The sequence below is a fragment of the Klenkia sesuvii genome (assembly GCF_037083825.1).
Taxonomy (GTDB): domain Bacteria; phylum Actinomycetota; class Actinomycetes; order Mycobacteriales; family Geodermatophilaceae; genus Klenkia; species Klenkia sesuvii.
The window spans coordinates 1-17,956 of sequence record NZ_JBAPLU010000016.1 but is presented as its reverse complement, the minus strand read 5'-3'; the positions used below and the strand labels follow the sequence as shown (position 1 = coordinate 17,956).

Genomic DNA, 17,956 nt, shown 5'->3' with positions numbered 1-17,956 from the left:
CTGCCCCGGAGGTGCCGTGCAGGTCGTCCGAGCCGACCCGACCCCCCCGACCGTCAGCACCTGCACGCCGGAGGTGCTGCAGGCGCTGCAGGCGATGGTCGCCATCGCCGAGGTGCCCGGCGAGCCGGGGATCCTCGACGAGCTGGTCACCTCCGCCCGCACGCTGCTGGGGGCCCGGTTCGGCATCGCGCTGCTGGTGGGTCCCGACGGCTCCCCCACCGTGATGTCCCACCAGGGCATGACCACCGGCGAGGTGGCCGCCGTGCCGCACCTGCCGGGCCCGGTCGGTCTGGTCGGGGTCGTGCTGGCCGGGCAAGTGCTGCGGCTGGAGCGGATGTCCGACCACCCCGGCTCGGTGGGCCTGCCCACCGGTCACGTCGCCATGGGGGCGCTGCTGGCCAGCCCGCTCACTGTCGACGACGCCGTGCTCGGCGGGCTGTACCTGACCCGCTCCCCCGGTGAGCCCGCCTTCACCGCCGAGGACGAGACAGCGGTGCGGGCGCTGACCCGCATGGCCGGCCTGGTCGTGGCCGTCCGACGCCGCATCACCGGACGCCGTCAGGTGCTCGACGGGCTGGCGACCATGGGTCTCGGCCTGTCCGAGACCTCCGAGCACCCCCGCGCCGGGCTCGGCGGGGCGATCGACAGCCTGCTCGAGGCCGCCCGCACCGCGCTCGGGGTGGACGTCGCCCTGCTGAGCCGCATCGGTGCCGGCGAGCAGACCGTCACCCACGTCAGCACCGGACCGGACGCCCCGCCCCTGGCTCCCGGGACGTGCTTCCCGGCCGACGAGGGCTACTGCGGGGCGATGCTGCGCGGGGACCTGCCCTCGTCGGTGCCCGACACCGCGCACCACCCGATCAGCGCCGGCCTGGCCATGACGGCCGAGCTGGGCGTCGGCTCCTACAACGGCGTCCCGGTCACCCTGTCCGACGGTCGGGTGCACGGCACGCTCTGCACCCTGGACCGGTCCCCGACCAGCGAGCGCGACAGCCGGGCCCGCACCGACTCGCTGGAGGTCCTGGCCCGGCTGGTCGCGTTGCACGTCGACCGCCACCAGGCCGACGCCGACCGCCGGGCCGGCGACCGCGCGCTCCTGGCCCCGCTGCTGGACGGGTCCCGGCGGGTCACCGTCCTCCAGCCCATCGTCGACCTGCGCTCGGGCGCGGCCGTCGGCCACGAGGCGCTGTCACGCTTCACCGACGTCCACGGGGGCGCGCTGCGCCCGGACCTGGTGTTCGCCGAGGCCGCACGGCTGGACCTCGGCGTGCGGCTGGAGCAGCACGCCCTGGCCTCCGCCCTGCAGCTGCTGCCCCGCATCCCCGCCCCCGCCTACCTGTCGGTCAACCTGTCGCCGTCGGCGCTGGCCGACCCCGCCACCCACGACCTGCTCTCGGGTGTGCCCGCCGACCGGCTGGTCGTGGAGATCACCGAGCACGACGCGGTGCTGGACTACCCCGCCCTGGCCCGGCTGCTGGGTCCCCTGCGCGGACGCGGCATGCGCATCGCCGTCGACGACGCGGGAGCCGGGTTCGCCAGCCTGCAGCACATCACCCAGCTGCGCCCCGACGTCGTCAAGCTCGACATCGCCTTCGTTCGGGATGTCGACACCGACCGCAACCGGCGGGCCGTCGCCCGGGCGCTAATCGCCTACTGCGCCGAGACCGGGGCCGTGCTGGTCGCCGAGGGCGTGGAGACCCCCGCCGAGCGCGACCACCTGGTGGCCCTCGGCGCCGTGCTCGGGCAGGGCTACCTGCTGGGTCGCCCCCGGCCGGTCGACCCGGGTCCGCCCGGGCCGCGGTCGGCGCCCCGACCCGCTGCCCCCCGACCCACCGCATCCCGACCCACCCCGCCCCGACCCGCCCTGACCACGACCGCCGGCTGACCCGGCGGACCGGGCACGACCGGCCCGCTAGGGTCGGTCCGGTGACCCCGGCCGACGGCGCCCCCGCGGCGTCCTGCACCGGGGTGGACAAGACCTACCGGACGGCGACCGGGGTGGTGCGCGCCCTCGTCGACGTCGACGTCGAGGTCCCCCGCGGGCGGGTGACCTGCGTCGTCGGTCCCTCGGGCTCGGGCAAGAGCTCGCTGCTGCGCCTGCTGGCCTGCATCGACTCCCCCGACGCCGGGTCGGTGCGCATCGGCGGGCACGCGGTGGACGGGCTGGGCGCCCGCGGTCGCCGACGACTGCGCCGCCGGCAGGTGTCCTACCTGTTCCAGCGCCCGGGTGACAACCTGCTGCCCTACCTCACCGCGACCGAGCAGCTGCGCCTGGCCGCCGACCTGCGCGGGGCCGCGGTGCCCGACGAGGACCTGCTCGCCCTGCTGGCCCGGATGGGTCTGGCCGACCGCGCCGGTCACCGGCCGGGGCAGCTGTCCGGCGGCGAGCAGCAGCGGCTCGCCGTGGCCTGCGGGGTGGTCGGCGGCCCGGCGCTGGTGGTCGCCGACGAGCCGACCGCCGAGCTGGACACCGCCGCAGCGGTGCGGGTGCTGCAGGCCATGGCGGACCTCGCCACCGCCGGGGTGGGCTTCCTGGTGTCCAGCCACGACCCGCGGGTGATGGCCGTGGCCGACGGCTTCGTCCGCCTGGCGCAGGGCCGGGTGGCATGAGCGTCGTCGCGGCCACCGGGCTGAGCAAGCGCTTCGTGCGGGGCACCGAGGCGGTGACCGCGCTGGACGCCGTGGACCTGGCGGTCGAGGGTGGTGAGGTGGTGGCGCTCGTCGGGCCGTCGGGGTCGGGCAAGTCGACGCTGCTGGCGGTGCTCTGCGGGTGGGAGACCCCCGACGCCGGCACCCTGCGGGTGGGGCCGGGCACCGACCCCCGCGGGCTGGGGTGGAGCGACCTGGCGCTGGTCCCGCAGGCGCTGGGCCTGGTGCCCGAGCTGTCGCTGGCCGACAACGTGCTGCTGCCCGCCCGGCTGGGTCGCCCGGCCGCCGGGGAGGACCCGGCGGAGCGCGCCCGTCGGCTGGTGGACGGGTTCGCCATCGCCCACCTGGCCGACCGCTACCCCCACCAGGCCTCCCTCGGTGAGCAGCAGCGGGCCGCGGTCGCCCGGGCGCTGGTGCTGCGGCCGGCCCTGCTGCTGGCCGACGAGCCCACCGCCCACCAGGACCGCGGGCACGCCGACGCGCTGCTCGACGCCGTCCTCGACGCCGCCGACTCGGGGACCGCGGTCCTGCTGGCCACCCACGACGAGGTCGCCTGGTCGCGCGCCGACCGGGTCCTGTCGATGCGGGACGGTCGACTGCTGCCGGGCCCGCCGTCATGAGGTGGTTGCCGCCCTGGACCCGGGCGCCGGTGCTGGGGCTGCGTCGTCCGGCCGCCGTCGTGGCGGTGCTGGTGACCACGGCGATCCTGGCGTGCGCGCTGGCCAGCGCTCCGCTGTTCCTGTCCTCGGCGCGGTCGGCCGCGCTGCAGCAGCAGCTGGCCCCGCAGTGCGCGGAGGCCGCGTGGCCGGCCATCCAGCTGCAGGTCGCCCCCGCGGTGGGCGACCGCGCCGCCGAGCTGGCCGCGGCCCCCCGGCAGGCGTGGTCGTCGGTGGGCGCGACGTCCCGTCCGGTCCTGCTGGTGCGCTCCTCCCTGGGCGCCGGCGGCAACCCGCAGTCGGGGGTGGCGGTGGCCGGCCCCGACGGCGCACCGCTCACCCAGCGGGCCTCCCTGCTGTGGCGACCCGGCGCGCTGCAGGAAGTCGACGTCGTGGCCGAGCAGGGTGGGCGCGGGGTCTGGTTGCCCGCCTCCTACGCCGCCGCCGCGGGGGCGGCCCCCGGTGCGACCGTCGAGGTGGGCGGCACGGCGGTGCCGGTGGCCGGCGTCTACACCGACCTGTTCGACACCACACCCAGCAGCTTCTGGTGCGACCTGGAGGGGCTGTTCACCAACGCCGCGAGCGCCGACGTGCCACCGCCGGCGCTGCTGCTGGCCACCGACGAGCAGACGCTGGTGGACCTCGCCGCCGCCGGCGGTGGCGGGCTCGAGGCGATCGCGTCGGTGCCCGAGGACGGCGCCCGGTTGACCACCAGCCGAGCGCACGACCTCGCCGCCCTCACCGACCGCGCGCTGGCGGCGATGCCACCGGTCGCGCCCACCACCGGCGGGTTCCGGGCCGACCCGAGGCTGGGTGCGGCCACCGCCCGCGCCGAGCTGCTGGAGAGCGGGCTGCGCGGACCGGTCGTCCCGGTCGCGGTGGCCGGCGGACTGCTCGCGCTGGCGCTGGTCGCCGCCGCGGGCAGCTCCTGGGCCGACCACCGTGCCGCCGAGGTCCGGCTGCTGGCCGCCCGCGGGGTCGGCCCGGTCCCGCTGGCCGGCAAGGCGGCGCTGGAGCTGGCGCTGCCCGCGCTGGCCGGTGCCGCCGTGGGGTGGGCGGCGTCCCGGGTGCTGGTCGGGGTGCTCGGTCCGGCCCCCGAGCTGGACCCGTCGGCCACCGCCGCTGCGGCGCTGACCGGGGTGGCTGCGTTCGCCGCCGGACTGGGTGCGGCCGCCGTCGTGGCCGGGTTGCGCGCCCGCGGGACGGCGGAGCGGGCACTGGGAGCCGGGGTGCGCTGGCCGGCCCGCGTGCCGTGGGAGGTGCTGCTGCTGCTCGCCGCCGGGGCGTGCTGGCTGCTGCTGCGTGCCCGGCCGGGCGTGGTGGTCGACCAGGGCGTGGCCCAGGTGTCGGGGCTGCTCGTGGCGATGCCGCTGCTCGCCGTGGCCGGCACGGCGGTGCTGGCGGCCCGGCTGCTCACCGCTGCCCTCCCCCGGGTGCGCCGGTGGGCCGGCCGCCGCGGCCCGGCCGTGTTCCTCGCGGTCAACCGGTGGGCCGCCGCCCGGGCCGCCACCGCCACCCTGGTGGTCGCCGTCGTCCTGCCGGTCGCGGTGCTGGGCACGACCGCCACCCTCACGGCCTCCTCCCGCGCCACCCTCGAGGCCAAGGTCGGCGTCCAGCTGGGCGGCGCGGCCGTCGCCGCGACCGCCACCCGGGTCGACCCCGCGACGGTGACCGGCCCCGGCGGCACCACCGTGCTCCGGTTCGGCCAGGCCACCGCCGAACCGGCCGGCGGCGGGGAGGGCTCCGCCGTGCAGGCCCTCGCCGTCGACCCGGCGACGTTCGCCGGCACCGCGTTCTGGGTCGACTCGTTCGCCACCCTGCCGCTGCCCGACCTGGTGGCCCGGCTGACCGGCGGGGGCGACGCGGTGCCCGTGGTCGCCGCCGGGCTGCCCGCCGGGCGCTACGAGCTGCGGCTGGGCCGGGTCCCGGTCGACGTCGAGGTGGTCGCCACCGCCGACGTGCTGCCCGGACGGCGCACCGCCGACCCGGTCCTGCTGGTGGACCGCGCGCGGGTGCCCGAGGTGCCGCCGTCGGCCGGGTCGGACCAGACCGTCGAGCGGTGGACCGGCGGGGACGTGGCCGCCGCGGCGCAGCAGCTGCGCGACGCGGGGGCGGTCCGGGTGGTCGACACCGTGCCAGCCGACGTGCAGCGCACCGCCGACTTCCTCGCCACCACGTGGACCTTCGGCTACCTCTCGGCGCTGGCGGTGTTCGCCGGCGTCATCGGCGCGGCCGGGTTGCTGCTGCACCTGGAGGCCCGGTCGCGGTCCCGGGTGGGCGGGTACGTGCTCGCCCGCCGGGTGGGGCTCACCCGCGCCGCGCACCTGCGGTCGCTGCTGCTCGAGCTGGGCGGGGTCGCCGCCGTCGGCGTCGTGGTCGGTGGGGTGCTGGCAGCCGGGGCAGTCGCCACGGTCCTCCGGCGCCTGGACGTCGACCGGCTGCGCCCGCCCACGCCCCTGCTCGACGTGCCGTGGCCGACCCTGGCCGCCACGGTGGCCGTCGTCCTCGTGGTGGCGGGTACCGCGGCGGGGTACGCGCAGCGCGCCGCGGACCGGGCCGACCCCGGTCAGGTGCTCCGCGAGTAGTCGGCGCCCCTCACCGGGGGACGCGGGCCAGCTGGCGCGACTGCGCGACCAGCCGGCCGGTGGCGTCCCAGACCCGGTAGTCCTCGTCGACCCAGCCGTCGGAGGTCTCGCCGCCCCGGGCCTCGACCAGGCACCAACCCGGTGCCGGCAGGGCCCGCACCAGCGTCTGCAGCTGCACCGTCGGCGCCCAGCCCAGCCGGCCGGTCGCCCACGACGTCGGCGGCAGCACGTCGGTGAACGCCACGAGACCCAGCGGGTCGGGCTCCCGGCCGTCGGCGAAGCGCACCCAGGCGCGGATGACCGGCTCGTCGCCGGGCTCACCGAGCGCCCAGCCGGCGGTCAGCGGGTCCAGCCGGGTCTCCACGTGCCGCGAGATCCCCGGGACCGGCACGGGCGAGAGGTGGGCGTGCTCGGCCACCGAGAAGCACTCCTCGACGGGCGTCGCCGCCGGCGGGGGCACCGCGTGCTCGGGGGCGACGTCGGCCAGCGTCGCCGTGGTCACCTGCACCGACACGGCCGGACCGGTGGCGTCGGTCAGCACGACCACCCCGTGCTGCAGCGTCCGACCGGCCGGGCCCGGGGTCACGGCGAGGGTGGCCGGACCGGGGGTCGCGGCCCGCAGGTAGCTGGCCGACAGCGCGACCGGGTGGGCGTGCGGGGAGACCTCGACGGCGGCCCGGGCGACCACCGACAGCAGGTAACCGCCGTTCAGCACTCCCCCGCCGACGTCCCACCCCGGGTCGAGGTGGGTGACGAAGCCGCCGTCGACGGCGGAGAGGGCGGTGGCGCGGTCGAAGTCGCTGTCGGGGCTCTGCGGCACGGGGCTCTGCGGCACGGGGCACAGGGTGCCACCGCGGGACCTGCCGTCAGCCCCGGGCCCCGGGCCCGCCCGTCACCAACCCGGCGGCCGCCAGGGCGTCGGCCAGCCGCAGCCGCTCCACCTCACGGGCCTCGCCGGGCGCGGCCGCCCGCAGCACGTGGGGCACCTCGAGCGCGTCGGCGGCCTCGACCAGGACGTCGTCGTAGGCGGCCAGCACCCCGGCGCGGCGGGCGGCGCTGCCGGTGGTCACCAGCGCCAGCTCGGCCCGCAACCGGCGCAGGTCGGCGGCCACGGCCTCGACCGGGCGGCGCACCGGGACCGGCGCGGGGGCCGGCCGGCGGACGGCCGGTCGCCGGCCAGGCCGGCGCCGGGCTCGCCGGGGCGCCCGGCGTCGCAGCAGCCTCGTCGTGCTCAGCGTGCCGGTGAACCAGCGCAGCGCCAGCTCCATCAGCCAGCACGAGCCGACCACCATGACCACGACGAGCACGAGCACCACGGGCCAGGGGGCGGCGGACACCGAGGGCACGCCACGACGGTAGACCACGGGTGACCCACGCCACGGGAGCCGGCTCAGGGTCGGCTGGTCACCGCGGAGCCGGGCGCCTCGCCCTGGACCTCCTCCACGGCGGGCGCAGCCGACGGGGGCACCGACGGGGGCACCGGCGGGGGCACCAGCGGGGGCGCCGTCGGGGCCGTCCCCGGGAGCGGGTCGACGTGCAGGCGCAGGCTGGGCGGGGCCACGTGGGCCTCCAGCCGCACGTGCCGGCCCCGCGACAGCACGGCCCCGACGACGACCGCGGCGACGACGACCACCAGCCCGCTGGAGACCAGGCCCCACCGGGCCCCCAGGTGCTCGGACACCCAGCCGACCAGCGGTGCACCGACCGGGGTGCCGCCCATGAAGCACATGAAGTACAGGGCCAGGATGCGGCCGCGCAGCTGGGGTTCGACGCCCAGCTGCACGAAGCTGTTGCAGGCCACGCTGAACAACAGCCCCGCGGCACCGCACGGCACGAGCAGCAGCGCGTAGGCCCACTCGGTGGGCATGGTGCCGCTGACCGCGGTCAGCGCGCCGAACGAGCCGGCGGCCACGACGAGGAACCGCTGCAGCGGCCGGGCCTCGCGCCGGGTGGACAGCAGTGCGCCGGTCAGCGACCCGACCGCGAAGGCCGTCGACAGCAGGCCGAAGGCGCCCGCACCCAGACCGAACACCTCCCGGGCCATGAGCGCCACCGTGATCTGCGAGTTGAACCCGAAGGTGCCCACGACGAAGGCCAGCACCATCGCCAGCTGCAGGTCGGGGTGCTCTCGGGTGTAGGTCAGCGCCGCCCGCAGCTGGCCGCGCGCCTTGGCCACCGGTGCGCTGCGCTGCAGCTCGTCGCTCCGCATGAGGACCAGCGCTGCGATGGTGGCCGCGAAGCTGCCGGCGTTGAGGAAGAAGGCGGGGGCGGTGTCCCCGCCCGAGGCCGCGATGAGGCCACCGGCCAGGGCCGGCCCGACGAGCCGGGCCCCGTTGAACACGGTCGAGTTGAGGCTGACGGCGTTGCCGAGGTGGGCGGGGCCGACCATCTCCGAGACGAACGACTGCCGGGCCGGGGTGTCGATCGCGCTGACCGCGCCCAGGGCCAGCGCCAGGGCGAACACGTGCCACAGCGCGATGCCGCCGGTGGCCACCAGCACGGCCAGGGCCAGCGCGAGCACGCCGAGGACGGTCTGCGTGCCCACGAGCATGCGGCGCTTGTCGTACCGGTCGGCGAGCAACCCGCCGTAGAAGCTCAGCAGCAGGGTGGGCGCGAACTGCAGGGCGGTCACCACCCCCAGCGCGGTGCCGCTGCCGTCGGAGAGCTGGAGCACCAGCCAGTCCTGGCCGATCCGCTGCATCCAGGTACCGGTGAGCGACACCAGGTTTGCCGAGAGGTACAGCCGGAAGTTGTGCACCGACAGGGCACGGAACATGCCCCCGCGTCGGGGGGCGGTGGTCGCGTCGGTGCTCGGGCGGTCAGACGTCTGCGGTCACGTCCGTGGTCGACCCAAGGCCCAGCGGCTCGCGGTGGCTCATCCTGCGGCTCACCCGGCGGCGAGGTCGTCCATGATGCGGGCGGCCTCCCGCAGGGTCGCCCGGTCCTCGGGCGAGAGGGCGTGCAGCCGACCCGACAACCAGGCCTCGCGGGCGCGGGCCTCCTCGGTCAGCAGGGCTTCGGCGGCCGGGGTGAGGTCGATGACCACCTGGCGCCGGTCGGTGGGGTGCGGGGTGCGGGTGACCAGGCCCTTGCTCTCCAGCGCGACGACGACGCGGGTCATGGACGGCGGCTGGACCCGCTCGTGGCCGGCCAGCTCACCGGGGCTCATGGCCCCGTGCCGCTTGAGCGTCGACAGCGCGGCCAGGTGGGTGAGGGTCACCGAGGTGTCCACCCGTTGGTTGCGCAGCCGACGGGAGAAGCGCATGACCGCCAACCGCAGGTCGTGCGCGAGGGCGGCGGTGTCCAGCGTCGTCCGCGCCACGTGTCACCTCGTCAAGTCGTTAGCCCCGTTAACCGTACATCGAGCGGGGCCCACGACCGTCAAAGCAGCTGCTGGACCGGCTCGATCGCGAAGTACACCACGAACAGCACGCCGACGACCCACATCAAGGGGTGCACGCGCCGGGCCCGGCCGGTGGCGGCCATGAGCACCACGTAGCTGATCGTGCCGGCACCGATGCCGTTGGTGATGGAGTACGTGAACGGCATGAGCGCGATGGTCAGGAACGCCGGGATGGCCAGGGTCAGGTCGTCCCAGTGCAGGTTCTTGACCTGGGCGATGAGCAGGGCGCCCACGATCACCAGGATCGGCGAGGCGGCCTCGGAGGGGACGACGTCGACCAGCGGCGAGAACAGCGTGGCGACCAGGAAGAGCGCACCGGTGACCACGCTGGCCAGGCCGGTGCGGGCGCCGTCGGCGACCCCGGCGGTGGACTCGACGTAGGTGGTGTTGGACGAGACGCTGGCGAACCCGCCGGCGGCGGCGGCGACCGAGTCGACCATCAGCACCGGCTGCGACCTCGGGAGGTTGTTGTGCTCGTCCAGCAGGCCCGCCTCGGCGCCGACGGCGGTCACCGAGCCGACGGTGTCGAAGAAGTCGGCCAGCATCAGGGCGAACACGATGAGCAGCGCGGCGACGACGCCGATGCGGGAGAACCCGCCGAACAGCGAGACCTGGCCGAACTGGGAGAGGTCCGGCACCCCGACGACCTGGTCGGGCAGCGTGGGCACCTGCAGCGCCCAGCCCTTCGGGTTCACGGTGCCGTCGTCGAGGAACGTCGGGCCGACCTTCGCGACCGCCTCGACGACGACCGCGAGCACGGTGGTGATCACCAGCCCGATGAGCAGGGCCCCGCGGGTCTTGCGGACGACGAGGACGGCGGTGAGCAGCAGCCCGACGACGAAGACCAGCTGCGGCCAGCTGGCCAGGCTGCCGTCGATGCCGAAGGTGATGGGCACGGTGCCGTCCTGCGCGCGGCGCACGAAGCCGGAGTCGACCAGGCCGATGAGGGCGATGAAGAACCCGATGCCCACCGCGATGGCGGTCTTGAGCTGGTCGGGGATGGCCTCGAAGACCGCCCGGCGGAAGCCGGTGAGCACCAGGACGGTGATGAGCAGGCCCTCGAGCACGACCAGGCCCATGACCTCGGGCCAGCTCAGCTGGGTGGCGGCGTAGGCGGCGACCACGGCGTTGATGCCCAGGCCGGCGGCCAGCGCGAACGGGTACCGGCCGATCACGCCCATGGCGATGGTGAGCACACCGGCGACCAGTGCGGTGACGGCGGCGACCGACCCGAAGTCCAACGTGTTCCCGTCCACGTCGACGCCGGACAGGATGATCGGGTTGAGCACCACGATGTAGGCCATCGTGAAGAAGGTGACGAACCCGCCGCGCACCTCGCGGGCGACGGTGGACCGCCGCTGGGTGATGGAGAAGTAGCGGTCCAGCCCGTTCTTGGGCTTCATGACCGGGCCCGCGCTGCGCTTCTTCGGGGCGGCGGAGGTGGTCTCGATGTCGTCCGGCACGGCGACAGGGTGCCATGCGCAACCGGTCCGGTGGGGCCGCGCCCGGCTACAGTCGCGCCGTGCCCGCCCCGACCCGCCCGTCGCCTCCCCCGCTGCGGGTCGACACGCGCCGGGTGGTGCTGGTCGGCGCGGTGCTGTGGGCCGCGGCGCTCGTCGTCGTCCTGCTGCTGCCCGTGGACGCCGTCTGGGTGTGGACCTGCGTCTGCGGCCTGGTCCTCGCCGTCCTGGGCCTGGCCCTCATGCGCTGGCAGGGCCAGCGCTGACTCAGATCGAGTCGTAGGTGTCGGTGTTGTAGAGCGGCGTCAGCTGGATCTCGGTGGTGTCGGCGGTGACCAGGTTGGCCTCGCTGTGCGCACCGCACCCGTGGTCGGTGGTGACGACGTGGCCGTCGGCGGGGGCGAACTCGTTGGCGCACACGCCCAGCTCCAGCCGCACCGACCCGGCCAGCGGCATGAGGAAGGCGCAGTCCCCGCACGAGCCCGGGGCGTGCCGGGCGATCGCGGCCGTCGGCCCCCGGTCGCCGCTGCGCCAGCGCGCCAGGGCCTCCCGGCGTCCCTCGGCCGACAGCACGCGCTCGCGGCCGATGCCGACCTCCTGGGCGACGACCATGCCGGCGGGGTCGGCGGCCGCGTCGTCGTCGGCGAGGTAGGCCGGGACGAGGCGGGGGTCGTCCTCGGTCACGGGGAGGACGTCGCCGACGGACAGGTCCCCGGGCCGGATGCGCTCGTGCCAGGGCACCCACGCGGGGGCCAGCAGGGCGCTGTCGCCGGGCAGCAGCACGACCTCGTCGACGGTGACGTGCTCGTCACCGGGCACGCGGGCGACGGTCACGGCCCAGTGCCACCCCGTGTAGCCGGGCAGGGCGGCGGCGAAGGTGTGCGTCAGCACCTCGCCGAGCTCGGCCGAGGCGGCCTCGCGGGAGGCGCCGAGGTGCTCGCCGACCTCGTCGGGGGCGCCGGCGACCTCGACCGCGGCGGCGCGGGCCAGGTCCACGGCCGCGGTCAGCACGTCGCCGTCGGCGGGCCCGGCGGGTTCGGGGGCGGCGGGTTCGGGGGCGGACACGCCTCCATGGTGCCGCACGTCGCACGTGCGCGTGCACGCCAGGCACGCGGGGGCACCCCGGTGGTGGGGCACGATGGTGCGGTGGGCGGGACGGGGCGGTGATGCGGCGCAGGTGGGGACGACCGCGCCGGTCGACCACGGCGCGCACCGGCCCCGTGCAGCGCGTGCAGACCCGGCCGATGCCGCAGGCGGCGTCCGCACCGCCCGGCGACGACTCCCCCACCGTGGCCGCGCCGGCCGCGGGCGACCCACCGCGCACGCCGCCCCCCGCGCCTCCGCCGGCTCCTCCCCCCGTCACCCCGGTCGCCCCGGTCCTCGGTGCGCGACCGCAGCGGATCACCGTCACCCGGGTGGCGGCGCGCCGCTCGCGCGACCTCACCGTGGCCGCCGTCCGGCGGGTGAACGCGGCCAGCCGGGCCGACGGGGCCGGCGACAGCGGCCTGGCGCACGTGCTGTGGGTCAACGCGCTGCACACGGCCGGCGACGCGATGATCGCCGTCTCGCTGGCCGGCACGCTGTTCTTCGCCGCCCCGGCCGACGCCCAGCGCGGGAACGTGGCCCTCTACCTGCTGGTGACGATGGCGCCGTTCGCGGTGCTGGCACCGCTGCTGGGCCCGCTGCTGGACCGTCTGCAGCGCGGCCGGCGGTGGGCCATCGCGGCCAGCCTCGCCGGGCGCGCCGCGCTCGCCCTGGTGATGGCGGCCAACTTCGACGGGCTGTGGCTGTACCCGGCGGCGCTCGGCGTGCTCGTGCTGTCCAAGGCGCTCAACGTGCTGCGGGCCGCCGTCATCCCGCGCGTGGTGCCCCCCGCCATGTCGTTGACCAGCGCGAACGCGCGCACGTCGGTGTTCGGGCTGGTGACGGCGGGGGTCTTCGGCGGGGTCGGCGCGGGCATCGCCGCGGTGGCCGGCTTCCCGCCCCTCCTGTGGGCGATCGCGGTGGTGTTCGGGGCGGCCGCCGTGCTGGCCCTGCGCCTGCCACGGCACGTCGACGTCCCGGTCGGCGAGGAGGCCTCGGACCTGCTCACCACCACGATGGAGATCCCGGTGCCGGGCCGGTCGGGTCGTCCGCGCGTGGCGCGGTCGGTGGTGGAGGCGCTGCGCAACGCGGCGCTGCTGCGCGTGCTCGGCGGGTTCCTGACCATCTACGCCGCCTTCCTCGTGCAGGCCGCGGTGCCCGGGGGGTGGGCACGCACGCTCGCGCTGGGCGGCATCGCGGCCGCGGCCGGGGCCGGCAGCTTCCTCGGGACGGCGATCGGGTCGCGTCTGCACCGCGCCGCCCCCGACTCGCTGGTGCTGTGGTCGACGGTGGCGGCGGTGGCCACCTCCGCCGTCGCGGCGGGCTTCCCGTCCCTGCCGGTCATCGCGCTGACCGCGGGGGTGGCCGCCCTGTCGGCGGGGCTGGGCAAGGTCTCCCTCGACGCCATCATCCAGCGCGACGTGCCCGGCGCCCAGCACGCCTCGGCCTTCGCCCGCTCCGAGACGTTGCTGCAGCTGGCGTGGGTGGTGGGCGGCGGTCTGGGCATCGCCCTCCCGGCAGGCTCCCCGGCGCTGGCCTTCGGCGTCGTCGCGGGGGTGCTGGTGGTGGCCACAGGTCTGCTTGCTTGGGTGGGTCACCGCGGTCCCGACCGGGACCCGGCGGAGGGACGGGGTTCGACGTGAGCAGGGCGGGCAGCGCAGCGAGGACGACGGTGGCCGCCGCGGCGGTGCTGGTGGCGCTCACCGGGTGCGGGGCCGGCGGCAGCGGCGGCGCCGGTGAGCAGGACGCGGCGGCCCCGACGGTTCGGGTGCAGGCCGGCACCCAGGACGTCGCCGTCCGACCGACCCAGTACTGCCTGGGCGGCACCGGGGAGCGCTACTCGACCACGCCGCCGGTCATCGAGGTGCCCACCGACAGCACCATCGCCCTCACCGTCGACGCCGACGTGGCCGACCAGGGGTGGAGCGTGCAGGTCTACGACGACCAGCTCGAGGAGCTGCTCGGCGAGGTCGACGTCGAGGACGGCACGACGGTGTTCACCGGCATCAACAGCTCCGACGTCGTGCCGGCCTCGTTCTACCTGGTGGTCGTCGAGGACTCCGACGACGCCGCCTGCAGCGGCCTGTCCGGGGCGTGGCCGATCGGCTTCATCCGCTCGTGAGGTGATGGAACGGCCTCGCTGCAGGGGCCCGCGGAGCGCGGAGCGGTCCGTGGGGGGCAGTCAGGTCCTTCTACTCGAGGTCGGTGGCGACGGCACGCAGGACGGCGGCCACCTTGGCCGCGGCCTGCCGGTCGGGGTGCCGGCCGTGCCGCAACCCGTTGCCGACGCCGTCGAGCAGCCGGATGAGGTCCTCGATGATGGGCACGAGGTCGTCGGGCTTCTTGCGGGTGCCGGCGACGGCGGAGGGCAGCGGGTCCAGGACGACGACCTGCAGCGCCTGGTCACCGCGGCGGCCGGCCACGATGCCGTACTCGACCCGCTGGCCCGGCTTGAGCTCGGTGGTGCCCGCCGGCAACGCGTCGCGGTGGACGAACACGTCGGGCCCCTCCTCCTGGGAGAGGAACCCGAAACCCTTCTCCGGGTTGAACCACTTCACCTTGCCGCTGGGCACGTCGATCCCTCGCTCTGCGTCGTCCGCCCGCCGTGCTGGCGCGCTCCGGCCCAGGCTAGTCCGCGACCGGGGGTGCGTCTGTCGGGTTGCGCGCCGACCGGTTACCGGCCGGTAGGCAGTACCCGGGGACGGATGCGACGATGCCCGGCATGGCTGTCCGCAACGCTGCGTCCCGCGTCGTCACCTCGATCGCCGCCGCGGTCCGGCTGATCTCGTCGGTCGTGGGCGGGCTGATCGTGCTCTACGCGGTCTTCGTGCTGTTCGAGGCCAACCCGGACAACCCGATCGTGCAGTTCACCGCCGGGGTGCGCGACGACCTCGGCGGCTTCACCCGGGACCTGTTCACCCCCGAGGACCCGAAGATCGCCAGCACGGTCAACGCGCTCGTCGCCGCCATCGTGTGGGTGGTGGTGGGCAACCTGCTCTCCAAGGTCATCACCCGCCTGGCCCCGCGCAGCTAGGTCCACCCGGTCAGGCCGTCACCACCTCGGCGAGGCCGAGCTCCTCGGTGGACACCTGGCGCATCTCGACCTTGCGCACCTTCCCGGTGACCGTCATCGGGAAGCCGTCGACGAGCTTGACGTAGCGGGGCACCTTGTAGTGGGCCAGCTTGCCGGTGCAGAACTCCCTGAGCGTGTCGGCGGTGAGCTCGGGGGCGCCGGCGCGCAGCTGCACCCAGGCCATCAACTCCTCGCCGTACTTGGCGTCGGGCACCCCGATGACCTGCACGTCGGCGATGTCGGGGTGGGAGTAGAGGAACTCCTCGATCTCCCGGGGGTACACGTTCTCCCCGCCACGGATGACCATGTCCTTGATCCGGCCGACGATGTTCAGGTAGCCCTCGGCGTCCATCACGGCCAGGTCGCCGGTGTGCATCCAGCGCGCCGCGTCGAGCACCTCGGCGGTCTTGTCGGGGGCGTCCCAGTAGCCCAGCATCACCGAGTAGCCGCGGGTGCACAGCTCCCCGGCGGTGCCGCGCGGCACCGTCAGCCCGGTCTCGGGGTCGACGACCTTGCTCTCCAGGTGCGGGTGGGTGCGGCCCACCGTGGACGTGCGGCGGTCGAGGTCGTCGTCGGCGCCGGTCTGGGTGGACACCGGCGAGGTCTCGGTCATGCCGTAGGCGATGGTCACCTCGGCCATGCCCATCTCGTCGACGACCCGCTTCATCACCTCGACCGGGCACGGCGAGCCGGCCATGATGCCGGTGCGCAGGCTGGAGAGGTCGTAGGAGGCGAAGTCGGGCAGCGCCAGCTCGGCGATGAACATCGTGGGGACGCCGTAGAGCGACGTGCACTTCTCGTCCTGCACGGCCCGCAGCGTGAGCGCGGGGTCGAAACCGGGCGCGGGGATGACCATCGTCGAGCCGTGCGAGGTGGCCCCGATGTTGCCCATGCCCATGCCGAAGCAGTGGTAGTAGGGCACCGGGATGCAGACCCGGTCGGCCTCGGTGTAGCCGCAGCCCTCGCCGACGAAGAACCCGTTGTTGAGCAGGTTGTGGTGGGTGAGGGTGGCGCCCTTCGGGAAGCCCGTCGTCCCGGAGGTGTACTGGATGTTGATCGGGTCGTCGGCGGAGAGCTCCGTCTCGCGCTCGGCCAGGAACCCGCGGTCGGCGGCCCGGCCGGTGTCCATCAGCTGCTGCCACTCGGGGTCGCCGAGGAAGAGCACCTCGCGCAGCGCCGGGCACTCACCCCGGACCTCGGCGACCATCGCGCGGTAGTCGCTGGTCTTGAACTCCGGGGCGGCGACCAGGACCGAGATGCCGGCCTGCTGCAGCACGTAGGACAGCTCGTGCGTGCGGTAGGCGGGGTTGATGTTGACCAAGACGACCCCGAGCTTGGCGGTGCCGTACTGCACGAACACCCACTCGGCGCAGTTGGGCGCCCAGATGCCGACCCGCTCGCCCTTCTCGATGCCGAGCGCGTGCAGCCCGAGGGCGAACGCGTCGACGTCGGCCACCAGCTGGGGGTAGGTCCAGCGGCGGCCGGTGGCGCACTCCACGAGCGCCTCGTGGTCGCCGACCCGCGCTGCCGTGCGGTCGAGGTTGGCCCCGATGGTGTCGCCCAGCAGGGGCACCGTGCTGGTGCCGCTGGTGTAGGACGGCAGCGCGGGCGCGGTCATGCCTGCTCGCCCGGCCGCAGCTGGACGCCGGCCCGGTTGGGCTTGTCCGTGGGGTGCGCGTAGCGCAGGTACTCCACCGGCAGCGGGAACGAGTGGTCCTCGCCGAACGGCGACAGCGACCCGGTCATCTCGCTGACCAGCTCGGTGAGCGGCGGGCCGCCGTCCTCGCTCTGGCCCCAGGTGGGCTCGACCAGGTGGGCGTTCTTGGGGTTCTTCTTGGCCATGCCGGACTCCCGCCGTCGTGGCCGGCTCGCTCGCCGGCGCTCGGGCACATCGTCCCGCATCCAACCCCGCGGGTCGGCACCCACGCCAGCCCACCCGCAACGCGCCTGCATCGTGGGCCGTCCGTGCGCCAGGGTGAGGTCGTGGACACCGACCACCGCCAGGTCTTCGCGTTCTCCGGCCTCCTCGACCAGCGGGAGGGCGACGGAGACCCGTGGGACCTGATCGCGCACGCGTTGTCCCTGGCTCCCCGCACCCGGCGGGTCGTCTACGTGCCCACAGCTGTCGGCGACGCCCAGGACGCGATCGACCGGACGACGACGGCGTTCGGTCGCCACCGGCCCGACGTCGACGTCCTCGTGCTGCGGCTCTTCCCGCAACCGAGCGTGCCCGACGTCCATCGCCACCTGTTGGCGCAGGACGTGGTGCTTGCTGGTCGAGGGCGGCAGCGTCGTCAACCTGATGGCGGTCTGGCGCGCACACGGGCTCCCGGAGGCGCTGCGGGAGTGCTGGGGAGGCCGGCGTGGTGCTCGCCGGCTCCAGTGCCGGCAGCCTGTGCTGGCACGTCGGCGGCCCCACCGACTCCTTCGGCGACGGCCTCGCCCCCTTCACCGACGGCCTGGGTCTGCTCCCGTACGGCAACGGGGTGCACGACGACCTCGCCGACCAACCGCGGCGTCGCGTGTTCGGCGAACTCGTGTCGAGCGGGGCACTGCCAGGCGGGTACGCCACCGAGGACGGCGTCGGGCTCCACTACCGGGGTACCGAGCTGGCCGAGGCCGTGACCATTCGCCCGGGTGCCCGGGCATGGTGGGTGACCCCAGCCCCGAACGGCGCAGCCCGCTCGGACCCGGTCGTCGCGCGCCGGATCGGGCTATCGCCGCCCTCCCCGCTGTGAACGCCGAGCGTCATGCGGCGGTCAGGACCCACGTCGGCCGCCGTGTGGTCACCAGGCGTCGGATGACGATCACCCGGTGCAGCGGAGTGGGCTACTGGGGTTCGGAGGGCCTCTGAGCTGCGGTTTCGGGTTGATCCGCGCCCGCCCATGCGCTACTCTTCGAACACGTGTTCGAGTCGAGGTGAGGGGGCGTGGGTCATGGGTCTGGACGGCGTCGCTGCCTCCGCCGACTGGGTACCCGAACCCCTCGCCCCCGGTGCGCTGGGCGCCGAACCACCCACGCGGCCCTCACCCGTGGCGGCAGCTGCG

The 17,956-nt window shown here is 75.5% G+C and carries 18 protein-coding genes; 9 read left to right on the top strand and 9 right to left on the bottom strand.

Translation table 11 applies throughout. From position 1 onward, the window contains the following. Nucleotides 1-16 precede the first annotated feature (16 nt). The 4 genes from TEK04_RS14890 to TEK04_RS14875 are packed head-to-tail and all read left to right on the top strand — an operon-like array spanning nt 17 to nt 5,890. Entirely contained in the window at nt 17-1,885 is a 1,869-nt protein-coding gene (locus tag TEK04_RS14890; protein ID WP_336405137.1) for an EAL domain-containing protein, read from the top strand. A 41-nt stretch (nt 1,886-1,926) separates the two neighbouring features. Beyond that, on the top strand, nt 1,927-2,610 hold the full coding sequence (locus TEK04_RS14885; RefSeq protein WP_336405136.1) for an ABC transporter ATP-binding protein: 684 nt from the start codon (nt 1,927-1,929) through the stop codon (nt 2,608-2,610). Continuing rightward, nucleotides 2,607-3,269 (top strand): ABC transporter ATP-binding protein, encoded by a 663-nt coding sequence (locus TEK04_RS14880; RefSeq protein ID WP_336405135.1) that lies wholly within the window; start codon nt 2,607-2,609, stop codon nt 3,267-3,269. The genes TEK04_RS14885 and TEK04_RS14880 overlap by 4 nt, the downstream gene beginning before the upstream one ends. A 5-nt stretch (nt 3,270-3,274) precedes the next feature. Next, a complete protein-coding gene (locus TEK04_RS14875) occupies nt 3,275-5,890 on the top strand; it encodes a hypothetical protein (protein ID WP_336405134.1) in 2,616 nt (871 codons plus the stop codon). Nucleotides 5,891-5,900: 10 nt separating this feature from the next. Here TEK04_RS14875 and TEK04_RS14870 read toward each other — a convergent pair whose 3' ends face one another. The 5 genes from TEK04_RS14870 to TEK04_RS14850 form a co-directional block, all read right to left on the bottom strand. After that, complete coding sequence (locus tag TEK04_RS14870; RefSeq protein ID WP_336405133.1) at nt 5,901-6,725, bottom strand: acyl-CoA thioesterase; 825 nt, start codon at nt 6,723-6,725, stop codon at nt 5,901-5,903. Between the two features lie 31 nt (nt 6,726-6,756). Next, nucleotides 6,757-7,236 carry a hypothetical protein gene (locus TEK04_RS14865; RefSeq protein ID WP_336405132.1) on the bottom strand — a complete coding sequence of 160 codons (480 nt, stop codon included), beginning with the start codon at nt 7,234-7,236 and terminating at the stop codon, nt 6,757-6,759. A gap of 44 nt (nt 7,237-7,280) precedes the next feature. After that, nucleotides 7,281-8,666 (bottom strand): MFS transporter, encoded by a 1,386-nt coding sequence (locus TEK04_RS14860; RefSeq protein WP_336405131.1) that lies wholly within the window; start codon nt 8,664-8,666, stop codon nt 7,281-7,283. Between the two features lie 111 nt (nt 8,667-8,777). Then, nucleotides 8,778-9,212 (bottom strand): MarR family winged helix-turn-helix transcriptional regulator, encoded by a 435-nt coding sequence (locus TEK04_RS14855; RefSeq protein WP_336405130.1) that lies wholly within the window; start codon nt 9,210-9,212, stop codon nt 8,778-8,780. Nucleotides 9,213-9,271: 59 nt separating this feature from the next. Further along, the gene (locus TEK04_RS14850; RefSeq protein ID WP_336405129.1) at nt 9,272-10,756 is read right to left on the bottom strand and encodes an NCS2 family permease; all 1,485 of its coding nucleotides are present in this window, start codon (nt 10,754-10,756) and stop codon (nt 9,272-9,274) included. 59 nt (nt 10,757-10,815) lie between these two features. Here TEK04_RS14850 and TEK04_RS14845 point away from each other — a divergent pair, with 59 nt between their 5' ends. Beyond that, complete coding sequence (locus tag TEK04_RS14845; RefSeq protein WP_336405128.1) at nt 10,816-11,019, top strand: DUF2530 domain-containing protein; 204 nt, start codon at nt 10,816-10,818, stop codon at nt 11,017-11,019. A gap of 1 nt (nt 11,020) precedes the next feature. Here the strand turns inward: TEK04_RS14845 and TEK04_RS14840 are convergent, their stop codons facing one another. Continuing rightward, nucleotides 11,021-11,818 (bottom strand): DUF3027 domain-containing protein, encoded by a 798-nt coding sequence (locus TEK04_RS14840; RefSeq protein WP_336405127.1) that lies wholly within the window; start codon nt 11,816-11,818, stop codon nt 11,021-11,023. A gap of 164 nt (nt 11,819-11,982) precedes the next feature. On the opposite strand from TEK04_RS14840, the gene TEK04_RS14835 reads away from it, so the two are divergent. Together TEK04_RS14835 and TEK04_RS14830 are read left to right on the top strand one after the other, a co-directional pair. Continuing rightward, nucleotides 11,983-13,479, top strand: a complete 1,497-nt coding sequence (locus TEK04_RS14835) for an MFS transporter (RefSeq protein ID WP_336405126.1) — start codon at nt 11,983-11,985, stop codon at nt 13,477-13,479. Beyond that, a complete protein-coding gene (locus tag TEK04_RS14830) occupies nt 13,476-13,958 on the top strand; it encodes a DUF2771 family protein (RefSeq protein WP_336405125.1) in 483 nt (160 codons plus the stop codon). The genes TEK04_RS14835 and TEK04_RS14830 overlap by 4 nt, the downstream gene beginning before the upstream one ends. A gap of 70 nt (nt 13,959-14,028) precedes the next feature. Here TEK04_RS14830 and TEK04_RS21305 read toward each other — a convergent pair whose 3' ends face one another. Continuing rightward, nucleotides 14,029-14,409, bottom strand: a complete 381-nt coding sequence (locus TEK04_RS21305) for a cold-shock protein (protein WP_349257751.1) — start codon at nt 14,407-14,409, stop codon at nt 14,029-14,031. Nucleotides 14,410-14,558: 149 nt separating this feature from the next. Here TEK04_RS21305 and TEK04_RS14820 point away from each other — a divergent pair, with 149 nt between their 5' ends. Beyond that, nucleotides 14,559-14,870 carry a hypothetical protein gene (locus tag TEK04_RS14820; protein WP_336405124.1) on the top strand — a complete coding sequence of 104 codons (312 nt, stop codon included), beginning with the start codon at nt 14,559-14,561 and terminating at the stop codon, nt 14,868-14,870. 10 nt (nt 14,871-14,880) lie between these two features. On the opposite strand, the gene TEK04_RS14815 is transcribed toward TEK04_RS14820, so the two are convergent. Both TEK04_RS14815 and TEK04_RS14810 read right to left on the bottom strand, forming a co-directional pair. Beyond that, complete coding sequence (locus TEK04_RS14815; protein WP_336405123.1) at nt 14,881-16,527, bottom strand: AMP-binding protein; 1,647 nt, start codon at nt 16,525-16,527, stop codon at nt 14,881-14,883. After that, the gene (locus TEK04_RS14810; protein WP_336405122.1) at nt 16,524-16,982 is read right to left on the bottom strand and encodes a hypothetical protein; all 459 of its coding nucleotides are present in this window, start codon (nt 16,980-16,982) and stop codon (nt 16,524-16,526) included. Before TEK04_RS14810 ends, TEK04_RS14815 begins: the two co-directional genes overlap by 4 nt. 290 nt (nt 16,983-17,272) lie before the next feature. On the opposite strand from TEK04_RS14810, the gene TEK04_RS14805 reads away from it, so the two are divergent. Further along, nucleotides 17,273-17,647 carry a Type 1 glutamine amidotransferase-like domain-containing protein gene (locus TEK04_RS14805; RefSeq protein ID WP_336405121.1) on the top strand — a complete coding sequence of 125 codons (375 nt, stop codon included), beginning with the start codon at nt 17,273-17,275 and terminating at the stop codon, nt 17,645-17,647. Nucleotides 17,648-17,956 lie beyond the last annotated feature (309 nt).

Coding starts and splice junctions, on each gene's coding strand:
- TEK04_RS14880 (WP_336405135.1), top strand. CDS start 2,607: ATGAGCGTCGTCGCGGCCACCGGGCTGAGCAAGCGCTTCGTGCGGGGC.
- TEK04_RS14860 (WP_336405131.1), bottom strand. CDS start 8,666: ATGTTCCGTGCCCTGTCGGTGCACAACTTCCGGCTGTACCTCTCGGCA.
- TEK04_RS14820 (WP_336405124.1), top strand. CDS start 14,559: ATGGCTGTCCGCAACGCTGCGTCCCGCGTCGTCACCTCGATCGCCGCC.
- TEK04_RS14815 (WP_336405123.1), bottom strand. CDS start 16,527: ATGACCGCGCCCGCGCTGCCGTCCTACACCAGCGGCACCAGCACGGTG.